Genomic DNA, 13,301 nt, shown 5'->3' with positions numbered 1-13,301 from the left:
CATGACCGTTTTGAAGATGACCGACCTCGACCTCGCCGGTAAGCGCGTGCTGATCCGCGAAGACCTCAACGTCCCGGTGAAGGATGGCGTGGTGAAGAGCGACGCGCGCATCCTCGCTTCCCTGCCGACCATCAAGCTGGCCCTGGAGAAGGGCGCGGCGGTCATGGTCTGCTCGCACCTGGGGCGTCCGACCGAGGGCGAGTTCAGCGCCGAGAACAGCCTGGCGCCGGTGGCGGCCTACCTGAGCAAGGCCCTCGGCCGTGACGTGCCGCTGGTGGCCGACTACCTGGGCGGCGTCGACGTACAGCCGGGCCAGGTCGTGCTGTTCGAGAACGTGCGCTTCAACAAGGGCGAGAAGAAGAACGCCGACGAACTGGCCCAGCAATACGCCGCCCTGTGCGACGTGTTCGTCATGGACGCCTTCGGCACTGCCCACCGTGCCGAGGGCTCGACCCACGGCGTGGCCAAGTTCGCCAAGGTCGCCGCTGCCGGCCCGCTGCTGGCGGCCGAGCTGGAGGCTCTGGGCAAGGCCCTGGGCAACCCGGCCAAGCCGATGGCGGCCATCGTCGCCGGCTCCAAGGTGTCGACCAAGCTCGACGTGCTCAACAGCCTGAGCCAGATCTGCGACCAGCTGATCGTCGGCGGCGGCATCGCCAACACCTTCCTCGCCGCCGCCGGTTTCCCGGTCGGCAAGTCGCTGTACGAGGCCGACCTGATCGACACCGCCAAGGCCATCGCGGCCAAGGTCAGCGTGCCGCTGCCGGTCGACGTGGTGGTGGCCAAGGCCTTCGCCGAAGATGCCGAAGCCAGCATCAAGCTGGTTAGCGAAGTCGCGGACGACGATATGATCCTCGACATCGGCCCGCAAACTGCTGCGCAGTTCGCCGAGCTGCTGAAGTCGTCGCAGACCATCCTGTGGAACGGTCCGGTCGGCGTGTTTGAATTCGACCAGTTCGGCAACGGCACCAAGGTGCTGGCCCAGGCCATCGCCGAAAGCCCGGCGTTCTCCATCGCCGGCGGTGGCGACACCCTGGCCGCCATCGACAAATACGGCGTCGGCACGCAGATCAGCTATATCTCCACCGGTGGTGGCGCCTTCCTCGAGTTCGTCGAGGGCAAGGTGCTGCCGGCCGTGGCAGTGCTGGAACAACGCGCCAAGGCCTGAGTGGCCCCGAATACTTGAATAGCGCCTGCCCCTGCGGCAGGCTTGCACGATTAACCCCACCGGGAGAAAGAACACCATGGCACTCATCAGCATGCGCCAGATGCTCGACCACGCCGCCGAATTCGGCTACGGCGTGCCGGCCTTCAATGTCAACAACCTCGAGCAGATGCGCGCGATCATGGAAGCGGCCGACAAGACCGACTCTCCGGTAATCGTCCAGGCCTCCGCCGGTGCCCGCAAATACGCCGGCGCACCGTTCCTGCGCCACCTGATCCTGGCCGCCATCGAAGAATTCCCGCACATCCCGGTGTGCATGCACCAGGACCACGGCACCAGCCCGGACGTCTGCCAGCGCTCGATCCAGCTGGGCTTCAGCTCGGTGATGATGGACGGCTCGCTGAAAGAAGACGGCAAGACCCCGGCCGACTACGACTACAACGTGCGCGTCACCCAGCAGACCGTGGCGTTCGCCCACGCCTGCGGCGTGTCCGTGGAAGGTGAGCTGGGTTGCCTGGGCAGCCTGGAAACCGGCATGGCCGGCGAAGAAGACGGCGTTGGCGCCGAAGGCGTGCTGGATCACAGCCAGATGCTGACCGACCCGGAAGAAGCCGCCGACTTCGTCAAGCGCACCCAGGTCGATGCCCTGGCCATCGCCATCGGCACCAGCCACGGCGCCTACAAGTTCACCAAGCCGCCGACCGGTGACATCCTCGCCATCGACCGCATCAAGGAAATCCACAAGCGCATCCCCAACACCCACCTGGTGATGCACGGCTCTTCCTCGGTACCGCAGGAGTGGCTGGCGATCATCAACCAGTACGGCGGCGACATCAAAGAAACCTACGGCGTGCCGGTTGAGGAAATCGTCGAAGGCATCAAGTACGGCGTGCGCAAGGTCAACATCGACACCGACCTGCGCCTGGCGTCCACCGGTGCCATGCGTCGCCTGATGGCCACCAACCCGAGCGAGTTCGACCCGCGCAAGTTCTTCGGCGCCACCGTCACCGCCATGCGCGACATCTGCATCGCCCGCTACGAAGCCTTCGGCACCGCGGGCAACGCCTCGAAGATCAAGCCGATCTCCCTGGAAGGCATGTTCCAGCGCTATGCCAAGGGTGAGCTGACCGCCAAGGTCAACTAAGAGCCCGCGTTGTAGCCAAGAGCCCCGCCATGCGGGGCTCTTGCGTATCCGGCCCGGGCAAATGCCGTAGGGTGAGCCTTGCGCACCGGCAGATTGCACGGTGCCTCGCGGTGCGCACGGCGCACCCTACGCCAGCCAGTTGGAGGAAACCCATGAGATTGCCCACCGTAGTCATGGCCTGCAGCGTGCTGCTCGGCTGCGCGCAGCAGCCCACGGCTGTCGCTCCCGTGCCAGCCAACCCACAACCGGCGACCGATCCGCAGCAGTGCCTGAGCCAGGCCGAATGCACCACCAAGACTTCGCGCACCCTGCTGTTCGTCTTCGACTATGCCGCCGCCGGTGGCGCCCTGGTGCAACGCCAGCAACGCCTGCTGTTCACCCCTGCCGATGCGCCACGCGGCGAGTGGCCGGCCATCTACATCCGCCTGGCCGAGCCCATGGCCGGGCGCTTCGACTTCAATGCCGAGTGCCATGCACCGAGCTGTCGTTACAGCACCGCGCAGTTGTTGCAGGTCTATCGCGACTATCTGGCCGGCCAGCCAGGTGACTTGCTCAAACCTGCGGGGAAATGACGGGGCCCAGGTATCACGGCGAGCAGACCCATTGCCGGGCACTCTTGTCGTAATGGGCCGCCGTCACCCTGCGCCCGCTGTCGCTGTGTTGCAGGCAGAAGTTTTGGTAGAACGTGGCGCGATTGCCGCTCTTCAGATCGGATCCGCCCAGCATCACGCTGTACAGGCCATCCGTCAGGGACTTGGCTGCCTGGCCTGGGTTGAAGTGTGCAATGCGCTCGCCATAGGCAATGCAGGTGTTGCTGGTGATCGGCAGTGCGTGCTCCGGGTCTGTCGCACTAATTGCCCAGTACGAGCCGGGACCGGCCCCGGTCACCTGGATGGCATGCACCACGATCTGGCCTGCATCGACCTTGAGCGTGCGCTTGAAGAACAACCCCGCTGACTTGAACTCGGTTCCACCAAAGCACAGCCGATCATTGGCGATCCAGACCTTGGCGTCGCCATCGAACAGGCGCGACATGGCCTGGCTGTTGAGACTGAACAGGCTCAGGCTGACCAGCATCAGCCACTTAGGGGAGGGCATTGGCATCGCTGGGGGCCTTGAGGAAGTCGGTCAAGCGTTGTACAGGGCCTGCGTTACTGGATGGCCAGGAGAGGACCACTCACTTGATATTCAGGCAATGCCGTATCTCTTGATGAGGCGTGCAGCTGTTGGGGTGCTGGCCATCTCTCTCGGCAAGCCGGTGAAGGCAGGCAGATTTTTGCTGGGTCGCTAGTCGTGCGGGTGCAGGCATTTTTCCTGTCTCATCGTTCGCCAGATCATGCATTGCCAAGGCGGCATCGTATGTCTGGCGCAGTTCCATCTTGGCACTCTGAGGGAAATAGATGGAACAGTTGCTGGCCTGTTTCGAGGGCGCGCCGGGAGGGTTGGCCGAAATGGCGGTGAAGTAGGCATCACCGTCACCCAGCATGCTGATGTATGACGGTAACCAAGCGGTTGCCATGGAGAAACTACGCCCAGCTGCGCCATAGTTTCCTGCCTGCATGGCTGCCTCGCCATTTTCGATCAGGCGTTTGGCGGACTCTGAAGCCTTGCGTAGTTGCTCGGGATCATCCTGTAGGCGACGTAGCTTTTCCAGACGACAAATAGCGAGGTCTCTGGCGCTCGCCGGTGGGGTGATGCATAGATTGTCTGCCGCAGGTGCATCCACAGACTTGGCGAGGAATACAGCAGTGATAGCTATTCCAATACGTAGATATTTACGGCGATACGATGAGTTTGCCAACATGCTGTTGTCCTGCCATTCGATGTTTGATCAGGTAGTCATATAGGGCGTTCCACTTTGATAGCTCGTGGATGGTTACGCAGCCGTGAGATAAGTGGCCGGGATGGATATATCTGCTGTTGTTGCCATATTCAATCGGAAACCAGACTTGGTCACTGCGCAGGCCCGGCTCATGCTCGCGGTAGTAATTTGTGAAGTCTGCTTGATGAGGGCTGTCTGGAATAAGGATTTTATAGGTGCCAATGGGGATTGGGCTGAAACCTGTTCCCCATTCAGAATTGAGCATGGCTTTAGCGGTTAAGCCATCAAAGGTTACCTCGGCCATTTGTGGGTCGCTGTACTCGTCTTTGATTGGCGAGTACCAGTTTTTGATGAGTTCCTTGTACTTTACCCTGACAATGGCGTCATTTCTGGTGGGTGCATCCTGGCCAAGATATACATTTGCGTTTTCATTTTTCAGACTTGCCGTCACGCCATAATGTGGGCCGTCGAGAACCTTGAAATAAGTTCTTCCAGTCATTTGCCTGAGCAACCTGACTTTGGTGTAAGCACAAAGTGAAACCTTTTCTTCCTGCTCATTCAGGGCAAGCAACCAGCCGCTGGTAGGTGCTTTCACATAACGGGTAAGGTCCGCCATTACAGCTTGTTGAGAGTTTGCTTCTTGGTTGCTGCAGCCGACGCCAAGTCAGTCGCACGGGATGCTCATAGGTTCTTCCTTGACCTTGGTTAGTCGAAATCCGCTTCGATGCGCAGGTTTTCCTGGCGTTCGGTGTTAATACGCAGAGTTTGTCCCTGCTCGTCGGTAATGCCGCGATATATCCGTCCGGATTCCGTGGTGATCTTGTATGGCAAGCCGGTCAGGGGTTCACCTTCGGCATCCCGGATAACGAATTGTTCGTCGAATAGGCTCAAGGCATCACTCAGGCTTTCCACCCGTGCACTTGCCGTTGCCGCCACGGCGGCTATCGCCCCGCCAATCTGCAGCGGCCCCACCGGGCTTATCGGAGCCCCGCCGCCGGAGCTGCCAACCAGCACATTGCCGGAGCCAGTAATGATCACACCACCGTGAGCGGTGGCGCTGCCCAGGTGGGCGATCGGCATGCCGTTGATCAGGATGGTCGGGATACCGACGGTGATGGCGTCGCCACAGGCAGTCGCATCGCCGACCCTGGCCGCGGGCAGGTTGTTGATCAGTACATTGGGCGAACCGACCACCACCGGGTTTGGCCCGTGGCCGGGGAGGGGGCAGGCGTCGGTGTCGGATACGCGGGCGGCGGGTTTGCCGGACATGGCCAATCTCCTTATCGGGCAGACAGTGCCGCACTGCGCCTCGTGCGGCCAGCGTTGCCCGCGGGATTTATGCGCTTGCTCACTGCCGGCGTGCAGGTTGCGCAACGAGTTGCGCAGTTTTCCTGTGTCTCGCGCGTAGTCCTGGGCTCATGGCGGCGGCGTTGCGAGTTAAACTGGCGCCTGGTTTCCCCGCAGTGCGCCCCATGACCCCGCTCAAGTACCTCAAGGCTTATCCCCAGCAACTGCAGGATCAGGTGCAGCAGATGATCGCCGCCGGGCGCCTGGGCGATTACCTGAGCCAGCGCTACCCGCAGCGCCACCAGATCCAGAGCGACAAGGCGCTGTACGGATACGTCCTCGACCTCAAGCAGCAGCACCTGCGCAGTGCGCCGGCGATCGACAAGGTGCTCTACGACAATCGCCTCGACCTGACCCATCGCGCCCTCGGCCTGCATACCGCGGTGTCGCGGGTGCAGGGCGGCAAGCTCAAGGCGAAGAAGGAGATTCGCGTGGCCGCGCTGTTCAAGGAGACGGCGCCGGAGTTCCTGCAGATGATCGTGGTTCACGAACTGGCGCACCTGAAGGAATACGAGCACAACAAGGCCTTCTACAAGCTCTGCGAGTACATGCTCCCCGGCTACCACCAGCTGGAGTTCGACCTGCGCGTGTACCTGACCTGGCGCGATCTGCCGAGCGCACCGGACAAAAACTGAACAGTTCGGCGCAGGCCGCTACCGCCCTGGTCTGCAGCCGATAATCCCCCTGTTATCCACAGATCCATCCCCGGCGATTGTGTGCAACTTGTTGAAGCGGATGGCTTTTTTATTCGCCGACAAGAGCGCCTGGAACTGCCCGACCAGCGCGCGTGCCGCCGCGGCCGGCGCAGGCTAAGGTGAAGACATGCAGCTGCAAGGGAAATCCCGTCACGCAGGGTCGCGTTTTGCCCGGAGGCAAGACCATGAGCAGCGTCCCGCTCAGCTTCGAACAACTGGGCAGCTACAGCCCGATGGATTTCCTCACCCCGCACTACCGCCAGCAGCTGCATGCCAGCCTGCAATACCTGCAGCGCCCGGCCGGTACCCTGCTGCTGCACAAGGGCGAGCGTTCGCTGGCGCAGTACTACCTGCTGAGCGGCAAGGTGGCGGTGGACGCCGGCCCGGCGCGGCAAACCTTCGAGGGCGGCTCGCCGCAGGCGCACATGCCGCTCAACGGCAGCCAGCCCAACCCGGCCACGGTCAAGGCGCTGACCGATGTCAGCCTGTTCGCCGTGGAGCACCAGTTGCTCGAACGGCTGCTCGGCTGGAGCCAGGAGGCGGCCTACCAGGTCAGCAGCCTCGGCGGCATGGTCGAGGAGCAGGCCGACGAGGACTGGCTGGCCCGCCTGCTCGGCACGCCGCTGTTCGGTCGCCTGGCTCCGTCGCACCTGCATGCGCTGCTGGCGCGCTTCGACTACGTCGAGGTCGAGGCCGGCCAGCGGGTGGTGAGCTACGGCGAGCCCGGCGAGCACTTCTACGTGATCAAGCGCGGGCGGGCGAGCATCAGCCTGCCCTCGGCCTACAGCGAGCAGCCGGCACTGACCCTGGGCGAAGGCGAGTTCTTCGGCGAGGAGGCGCTGATCAGTGGCGCGGTGCGTTCGGCCAGCGTGACCATGCTCGAAGCCGGCGAACTGGCGCGCCTGCACCGCGAGGATTTCGTCGAACTGGTGCGGCCGACCCTGATCCCGCAGATCAGCCGCAACGAACTGGCGCGGCTGAGCCAGCAGGGCAGCCGCAAGTACCTGCTGCTGGATGTGCGCCTGGCGCTGGAATACCGCCTCGGCCACCAGCCGGAGAGCCTCAATCTGCCGGTGGCCAACCTGCGCACCCACGCCGATAGCCTGGACCGCGACACCAGCTACGTGGTGACCCCGGAAGGCGGCATCCGCAGCGAGCTGGCGGTGCACCTGCTCAACCAGCTGGGCTTCGACGCCTACCTGCTCGGCGAGCAGCCACCGCTGGCGGCCTGAGCGGCGCTACGGGCTTCAGAGCACGCGGAGGATGGTCCAGCGCTGCGCGCCGCTGCCGACCTCGTCGCCCACGCCCAGGCCGAGCAGTTGCTGGCCGAGTGGCGCGCGCGGGGTGATCAGCATGATCTCGCCTTCGGCTCCCGGCAGCTTCAGGCCGGCTCCGTCCGGGCCGAGCAGCAGGCACTGCTGGCGGCCCTCGGCGCTGCGCAGGGACACCAGGGCGCCGAGCCCGATGCCCTGCTCCTCGTCGTAGTCGCGCATCGGCAGGGCCTGCCAGGCCTTAAGCGCCTGGCGGATCTCCTCGACCCGCCGCGCCTGCCCGGCGGCCAGGTACGCGGCCTCCAGGCCGAGGGTGTCGTACTTGTTCTCGGCGATGTTCTCCTCGTGGGTGGCCGCCTCGTGGGCGGTCTGCGCGGCGCGGATGGCCAGGGCCAGGTCGGCCTCCAGGTGCGCGCACACCTGTTGCTGCAGCAGGGTCTTGTCCATGGTCGTGGCGGGCAGTGAACGGGCGTGCAGGTTAACAGGGCACGAGGGGCGGGGTCTTGCGCCGGAGAGTTCGACTAAACTGCGATCACCTGTCGCGAGGTTGTCCCGATGGACCATCCCCCTTGGTGCCGGCTGCTGTGCTGGCTGGCCCTGTGCTTCACCAGTGTCGCGGCGGCCGCTCCGCTGCAGCTGTACACCGAGGAATACCCGCCGCTGAACTTCAGCCGCGACGGTCAGCCGGCCGGCCTGGGCGTCGAGGTGGTGCAGGAGATCCTGCGGCGCACCGGGCAGCAAGCGCGGATCAGCATCGTGCCCTGGGCGCGGGGCTACCATGCCGCGCAGGTCGAGGCCAATGCCGGGCTGTTCGTGACCATGCGCACCGCCGAGCGCGAGCACCTGTTCAAGTGGGTCGGGCCGATCATCGTCGGGGTCACCGGCATCTATGCGCTGAAAGGCTCCGGCCTGCACATCGCCAGCCTGGAGGAGGCGCGCCAGGCCGGCATCATCGCCGCGCCCCGCCAGTGGTACAGCTACCAGACGCTGCAGGCCAAGGGGCTGCCCAATCTGTATGGGGTGATGGGGCCGAAGCAGATGATGACCATGCTGCGCCACCGCCGCGTGCCGCTGGTGGTGGCCGACAACGTGACCCTGGAAAGCCTGCTGGCCCTCGGCGGACTCAAGCCGGCGGATGTCGAGCTGCTGCACAGCTTCCTGCGCACCTACGCCTACATCGCCTTCTCCCCGAGCACCGATGATGCGCTGATCGCCGAGTGGCAGGGCGCCCTCGACCAGATGAAGGCCGATGGCACTTTCGCGGCGATCTACCAGCGCTGGCTGCCGGGGCAGGAGATGCCGCACTAGCTAGCCGGGCGTTTGCGCGGCAGCGGCAGCGGCCGCACGCCGTCGCCATTCCTGCTCCCAGCAAGCCAGAGACAGTTAAGCGCTATCTGGCCTGCTCAGCGGTCTGTCGGTGCCTGTGCCTCGGCTAGTCGCAGCAGCCGTGCAGGCGCATGAACTCGGCCCGGCTGATGCGCTGGAAATTCTGGCTCCCGGCCATGGCCCGGAGCGGCTGGGCCGAAGCTACGGATTCGGCCGGGGCCTGTCCAGCGGGGGAAATCGTTTTTGCCGGCCTCGCCAGTGGCCCAGTGCCACCTACACTGCAGCGGGGGACATGGAGGTGCGCATTGCTGAACCAGGCATCCGATTATTCGATCTACCGGCAGGTGGTCTCGCAGCTGATGCAGGGCGAGGAGCAATTGCCCAGCCTGCCGGCCCTGACCCTGGATATCCGCCGGGCGCTGAGTGACGAGCGGGTCGGCCTGGCGGCGCTGGTGCGCCTGATCGGCCGCGATCCGGCGCTCAGTGCGCTGCTGATGAAGCATGCCTGCTGCGCGCTGTATCGGCATGCGCAGGCGCCCCGGACCCTGCAGGAGGTGATCGTCCTGCTCGGCCTGGCCGAGGTCGACCGGATCACCATGCTGCATAGCATCAAGAGCCTGTTCACCCTGCAAAGCCCGGCGCACAAGCGCCTGTTCGTCGAGGTCTGGCAGCGCCTGGCGTTCAAGGCCGGCACCTGCGCCCAGCTGGCCCGCCTGCTCGGCCAGGTGGCGCCGGAGCATGCGCTGCTGGCCAGCCTGCTCAGCGAGGTGGGCACCCTGGCGGTGCTCTCGGCGTTCAAGGACGAGGCGGCGATCCCCTCCAGCGAGCTGTATTACAAGCTGTGCCGCGAGTACAGCAAGTCGCTGGGGGTGATAGTGCTGAAGAAGTGGGCGGTGGACGAGGAGTACATCGAGGTGATCCGCCAGGCCGGCAACTGGGGCTTCAGTGCCGGGCACGGGCTGCTGCTGGTGGACCTGATCAACCTGGCCCTGTTCCACGCGATCAAGCAGCAGAACTCGCTGGCCGGGCTGCCGCCGCTGGCGGAACTGGCCGCCTACCGCAAGCTGCTGCCGCCGCTGAACGGGGTCAGCGCCGAGGGCGAGCTGGCGCTGGTGGTCGAGCACCAGGCGGACATCCAGGTGATCGCCGCGACCCTGCTCTGAGCCGGCGGCTCACACCGAGCGGCCTGCGCGACCGGCGAGGTTTCAGGCCGTGCTGATCTCGTGCAGCTGCACGCGGTTGCGCCCGGCGGCCTTGGCCGCGTACATGGCGGCGTCGGCACGGCGGATCAGCAGGGTGCCGCTGTCCTCGCCGCGGCTGAGGGCGATGCCGATGCTGGCGCCGACCTGCACGGTCAGCGCGTCCAGTGCGATGGGCTGGCCGATCTGTTCGAGAATCCGCAGCGCCACCTGCTCGGCATGCACGGGCGAGCTGACGGTCTCGCAGACCAGGACGAACTCGTCGCCGCCCAGGCGCGCCGGCAGGTCGGTCTCGCGGGCGCAGCGCTGCAGGCGGCGGGCGATCTCGGCGAGCACCTGGTCGCCGAGGGCATGGCCGTGCTGGTCGTTGATCGGCTTGAAGCCGTCGAGGTCGATCAGCATCACCGCCAGCAGCTCCTGGCGCCGGTGCGAGCGGCGGATGGCCAGCTCCAGCTGGGCCTGCAGGGCGGTGCGGTTGGCCAGGCCGGTGAGCGGGTCCTTCATGGCCAGGCCGCGCAGGCGCTGGTTGGCGTCTTCCAGGGCCTCGGTGCGTTCGGCCACGCGCTGCTCCAGCTGCTTCTCGTGCTGCTGCAGGGCCTGTTCCTTCTGCCGCTTGAGTTCGTTGAAGCGTGCGGCGAGGGCGAAGGACAGCAGGATCATCTCCAGCGACGAGCCGATCTGCATGGCGTAGATGGTGAAGAAGTTCGACGGGATCAGGGCGAAGTTGCGCAGCGCCAGCAGGACCGCGCCGCCGAGCAGCATGCCCCAGGCCAGGGCGAAGATGCCGGCGCCGGGCACGCGGTTCTTCAGGCAGACGAAGGCGGTGGCGAGCAGGCTCAGGCACATGGCGATGCCGGAGATCGACATGGTCTGCAGGGCCAGCTGCACCGGCAGCAGCAGGGTGGCCAGGGCGCAGCAGGCGACGACGAGGAAGGCCAGGCGCAGCCAGCGGTCGCCGCGCGGCAGCCACTGGCGGGTGTCGAGGAAGCTGCGGGCGAAGAGGATGCCGATGGCGGCTGCGGCGCTGATGCCGAACGGCAGGGCGCGGTTGGTCCACCAGCCGGCCTGCGGCCAGAGGAACTGCGCGCCGAAGCCGTTGAGGCCGAGGATGCCGATGGCGAACACGCCGACGAACAGCACGTAGTAGAAGAACGGGCGCTCGCGCAGGGCGAGGAACAGCAACAGGTTGTAGCAGCCGAGGGCGAGCAGGGTGCCGCCGTAGAGCGCCTGCACCACATAGCCCTGGAGGCTGTGCTGCTCGTGGGCGGTGCGCGAATAGAGGGTGGCGCCGAGGGTCATGCTGCCCTCGGAGCTGGCGCGCAGGTACAGGGTGCGGCGCTCGCCGGGCTGCAGGTGCAGGTCGAACACTGGGTTGCGGTTGCCGACGCTGCGCTGGGCGAAGGGCAGCATGTCGCCGGCCTGGCTGTGGCGCACGCCGTCTGCGCCGACATCGTAGAGGTCGACCCGGTCCAGCGAAGGGTAGGCGATTTCCAGGCGCCAGTCGCGCGCCTGGCGGGCGGCGGACTCGACCTGCAGACGCAGCCAGATGGCGCCGTGGACATAGCCGAAGCCCAGGTCGCGGCGCGCCGCGCTGCTGCGAAAAGCCTCGGGGCTGGCGAGCAGGGCCGGCAGTTGCAGTCGGCCTTCGGGGTCGGCGAGGTAGTCGACCTGGCCGTGCAGGTCCTGGGGCGGGCTGTCGTCGCCCAGCACCAGGGTGGCCCGGGCGGGCGAGGCCAGCAGGCTCAGCAGCAGGGTGAACAGGAGCAGCAGGGGCAGCGGAGGAAAGTGACGGGCGCCAGGCATCGGAGGACTCGGTGTTCTGCGCCGCGCGGCGCCATCCGCCAATACTGGCAGAGTGCCAATAGGGCTGCCCAGCCTTGTCCCTGGATTTTTCAGGGCTTTTGTCGGATTGGGAGGGCTTCCAGCGCTGTCGCAGGGTGCGCCGTGCGCCCCAGAGGCCCGCGGCGCACCCCGGGCGATCCGCTGCGTTCGCTCAGACGAACTGCGCCGCCGCATGGGCCGAGGCCCAGGCCCACTGGAAGTTGAAGCCGCCGAGGTGGCCGGTGACGTCCAGCACCTCGCCGATGAAGTACAGCCCCGGCGATTTCAGCGACTCCATGGTCTTCGACGACACCTCGCGGGTGTCCACCCCGCCGAGAGTGACTTCGGCGGTGCGGTAGCCCTCGGTGCCGGCCGGGATCAGCGTCCACTCGGCCAGGTGCGCGGCCACCGCATTCAGCTCGGCCGGGGTGTACTGCTTGAGCGGCTTGGAGACGAACCAGCGCTCGGCCAGCAGGTTGGCCATCTTCTTGGTGAATAGCTCGCCGAGCACAGTCTTCAGCTCGCTGTTGGGCCGCTCGCGCTGCTGCTCGGCCAGCCACTCGGGCAGGTCGATATGCGGCAGCAGGTTGATCTGCACGCTGTCGCCGGGTTGCCAGTAGGAGGAAATCTGCAGGATCGCCGGGCCGCTGAGGCCGCGATGGGTAAACAGGATGTTCTCCTTGAAGCTCTGCCCATTGCAGCTGACCAGGCAGTCCTCCACCGAGGTGCCGGACAGCTCGCTGCACAGCTCTTTCAGCTGCGGCTCGGTGATGGTGAAGGGCACCAGGCCGGCGCGGGTCGGCAGCAGCTGGTGGCCGAACTGGCGCGCCACCTGGTAGCCGAAGCCCGTGGCGCCGAGGGTGGGGATGGACAGGCCGCCGGTGGCGATCACCAGGGATTCGCAGTCGAAGCTGCCGGCGCTGGTGAGCAGGCGGTAGCCGGCCTCCAGCTTATCGATCTGCTCGATTTTGGTGTCCAGGCGCAGGTCGACGCCGGCCTGGTCACATTCGACCAGCAGCATATTGAGGATGTCGCTGGCCTGGCGGTCGCAGAACAGCTGGCCGAGCTTCTTCTCGTGGTAGGGCACGTCGTGCTTGACCACCAGTTCGACGAAGTCCCACTGGCTGTAGCGCGCCAGGGCCGACTTGCAGAAGTGCGGGTTGCCGGAGAGGAAGTTGCCCGGCTCGCTGTACATATTGGTGAAGTTGCAGCGCCCGCCGCCGGACATGAGGATCTTCTTGCCCGGCTTGTTGGCGTGGTCGAGCAGCAGCACCTGACGCCCGCGCGCGCCCGCCTGGGCGGCGCACATCAGGCCGGCGGCGCCGGCGCCAATGATGATGACCGGGAAGAAGGACACGGGTTGAACCTCGGTTGATCGCAGAAGGCGCGCATTCTAGCGGAAAGTGCCGCTGCCCTTGCGCGCTGTCGTCGGGTGACCGGGACAGGGCTTTCGTAGGGGGGACGACGCTCTGTTCGTCCACCGTGCGGCGTCTTGGTGGATGGGTGAAGCGTCA

At 65.6% G+C, this 13,301-nt stretch carries 14 protein-coding genes; 7 read left to right on the top strand and 7 right to left on the bottom strand.

Annotated elements, in window-relative coordinates; genetic code table 11:
- Position 1 precedes the first annotated feature (1 nt).
- The 3 genes from F3I62_RS00250 (at position 2) to F3I62_RS00240 (ending at position 2,878) form a co-directional block, all read left to right on the top strand.
- Positions 2-1,165 carry a phosphoglycerate kinase gene (locus F3I62_RS00250; RefSeq protein WP_160487695.1) on the top strand — a complete coding sequence of 388 codons (1,164 nt, stop codon included), beginning with the start codon at positions 2-4 and terminating at the stop codon, positions 1,163-1,165.
- 76 nt (positions 1,166-1,241) lie between these two features.
- Entirely contained in the window at positions 1,242-2,306 is a 1,065-nt protein-coding gene (gene fba, locus F3I62_RS00245) for a class II fructose-bisphosphate aldolase (protein ID WP_160078062.1), read from the top strand.
- A gap of 152 nt (positions 2,307-2,458) precedes the next feature.
- A complete protein-coding gene (locus F3I62_RS00240; RefSeq protein WP_160487694.1) occupies positions 2,459-2,878 on the top strand; it encodes a hypothetical protein in 420 nt (139 codons plus the stop codon).
- Between the two features lie 13 nt (positions 2,879-2,891).
- On the opposite strand, the gene F3I62_RS00235 is transcribed toward F3I62_RS00240, so the two are convergent.
- From F3I62_RS00235 to F3I62_RS00220, 4 genes are all read right to left on the bottom strand, one after another.
- Entirely contained in the window at positions 2,892-3,383 is a 492-nt protein-coding gene (locus F3I62_RS00235; protein WP_160487693.1) for a hypothetical protein, read from the bottom strand.
- A gap of 100 nt (positions 3,384-3,483) precedes the next feature.
- Complete coding sequence (locus F3I62_RS00230) at positions 3,484-4,110, bottom strand: hypothetical protein (RefSeq protein WP_160487692.1); 627 nt, start codon at positions 4,108-4,110, stop codon at positions 3,484-3,486.
- On the bottom strand, positions 4,082-4,744 hold the full coding sequence (locus F3I62_RS00225) for a hypothetical protein (protein ID WP_160487691.1): 663 nt from the start codon (positions 4,742-4,744) through the stop codon (positions 4,082-4,084). Before F3I62_RS00225 ends, F3I62_RS00230 begins: the two co-directional genes overlap by 29 nt.
- A gap of 89 nt (positions 4,745-4,833) precedes the next feature.
- Positions 4,834-5,397, bottom strand: a complete 564-nt coding sequence (locus tag F3I62_RS00220; protein WP_160487690.1) for a PAAR domain-containing protein — start codon at positions 5,395-5,397, stop codon at positions 4,834-4,836.
- A 203-nt stretch (positions 5,398-5,600) separates the two neighbouring features.
- On the opposite strand from F3I62_RS00220, the gene F3I62_RS00215 reads away from it, so the two are divergent.
- On the top strand, positions 5,601-6,110 hold the full coding sequence (locus tag F3I62_RS00215) for a YgjP-like metallopeptidase domain-containing protein (RefSeq protein ID WP_160487689.1): 510 nt from the start codon (positions 5,601-5,603) through the stop codon (positions 6,108-6,110).
- A 245-nt stretch (positions 6,111-6,355) separates the two neighbouring features.
- A complete protein-coding gene (locus tag F3I62_RS00210) occupies positions 6,356-7,402 on the top strand; it encodes a cyclic nucleotide-binding domain-containing protein (protein WP_160487688.1) in 1,047 nt (348 codons plus the stop codon).
- A gap of 15 nt (positions 7,403-7,417) precedes the next feature.
- Here the strand turns inward: F3I62_RS00210 and F3I62_RS00205 are convergent, their stop codons facing one another.
- Complete coding sequence (locus tag F3I62_RS00205; protein WP_160487687.1) at positions 7,418-7,888, bottom strand: GreA/GreB family elongation factor; 471 nt, start codon at positions 7,886-7,888, stop codon at positions 7,418-7,420.
- Between the two features lie 108 nt (positions 7,889-7,996).
- On the opposite strand from F3I62_RS00205, the gene F3I62_RS00200 reads away from it, so the two are divergent.
- Together F3I62_RS00200 and F3I62_RS00195 are read left to right on the top strand one after the other, a co-directional pair.
- The gene (locus tag F3I62_RS00200) at positions 7,997-8,749 is read left to right on the top strand and encodes an ABC transporter substrate-binding protein (protein WP_160487686.1); all 753 of its coding nucleotides are present in this window, start codon (positions 7,997-7,999) and stop codon (positions 8,747-8,749) included.
- 323 nt (positions 8,750-9,072) lie between these two features.
- Positions 9,073-9,930 (top strand): HDOD domain-containing protein, encoded by an 858-nt coding sequence (locus F3I62_RS00195; RefSeq protein WP_256667573.1) that lies wholly within the window; start codon positions 9,073-9,075, stop codon positions 9,928-9,930.
- A gap of 42 nt (positions 9,931-9,972) precedes the next feature.
- Here F3I62_RS00195 and F3I62_RS00190 read toward each other — a convergent pair whose 3' ends face one another.
- Entirely contained in the window at positions 9,973-11,769 is a 1,797-nt protein-coding gene (locus F3I62_RS00190) for a 7TM diverse intracellular signaling domain-containing protein (protein WP_160487684.1), read from the bottom strand.
- 190 nt (positions 11,770-11,959) lie between these two features.
- Positions 11,960-13,168 carry an NAD(P)/FAD-dependent oxidoreductase gene (locus F3I62_RS00185; RefSeq protein WP_372240073.1) on the bottom strand — a complete coding sequence of 403 codons (1,209 nt, stop codon included), beginning with the start codon at positions 13,166-13,168 and terminating at the stop codon, positions 11,960-11,962.
- Positions 13,169-13,301: the final 133 nt, after the last annotated feature.

The organism is Pseudomonas sp. R-28-1W-6, assembly GCF_009799925.1.
In the GTDB taxonomy this organism is placed as follows: Bacteria; Pseudomonadota; Gammaproteobacteria; order Pseudomonadales; family Pseudomonadaceae; genus Aquipseudomonas.
Note: the sequence above shows the minus strand (reverse complement) of the source record. Positions and strands in the feature narration are given on the sequence as shown.

Excerpts from the sequence above, each read along its gene's own strand:
- F3I62_RS00250 (WP_160487695.1), top strand. The coding sequence starts at position 2 with ATGACCGTTTTGAAGATGACCGACCTCGACCTCGCCGGTAAGCGCGTG.
- fba (WP_160078062.1), top strand. The coding sequence starts at position 1,242 with ATGGCACTCATCAGCATGCGCCAGATGCTCGACCACGCCGCCGAATTC.
- F3I62_RS00240 (WP_160487694.1), top strand. The coding sequence starts at position 2,459 with ATGAGATTGCCCACCGTAGTCATGGCCTGCAGCGTGCTGCTCGGCTGC.
- F3I62_RS00235 (WP_160487693.1), bottom strand. The coding sequence starts at position 3,383 with ATGCTGGTCAGCCTGAGCCTGTTCAGTCTCAACAGCCAGGCCATGTCG.
- F3I62_RS00230 (WP_160487692.1), bottom strand. The coding sequence starts at position 4,110 with ATGTTGGCAAACTCATCGTATCGCCGTAAATATCTACGTATTGGAATA.
- F3I62_RS00225 (WP_160487691.1), bottom strand. The coding sequence starts at position 4,744 with ATGGCGGACCTTACCCGTTATGTGAAAGCACCTACCAGCGGCTGGTTG.
- F3I62_RS00220 (WP_160487690.1), bottom strand. The coding sequence starts at position 5,397 with ATGTCCGGCAAACCCGCCGCCCGCGTATCCGACACCGACGCCTGCCCC.
- F3I62_RS00215 (WP_160487689.1), top strand. The coding sequence starts at position 5,601 with ATGACCCCGCTCAAGTACCTCAAGGCTTATCCCCAGCAACTGCAGGAT.
- F3I62_RS00210 (WP_160487688.1), top strand. The coding sequence starts at position 6,356 with ATGAGCAGCGTCCCGCTCAGCTTCGAACAACTGGGCAGCTACAGCCCG.
- F3I62_RS00205 (WP_160487687.1), bottom strand. The coding sequence starts at position 7,888 with ATGGACAAGACCCTGCTGCAGCAACAGGTGTGCGCGCACCTGGAGGCC.
- F3I62_RS00200 (WP_160487686.1), top strand. The coding sequence starts at position 7,997 with ATGGACCATCCCCCTTGGTGCCGGCTGCTGTGCTGGCTGGCCCTGTGC.
- F3I62_RS00190 (WP_160487684.1), bottom strand. The coding sequence starts at position 11,769 with ATGCCTGGCGCCCGTCACTTTCCTCCGCTGCCCCTGCTGCTCCTGTTC.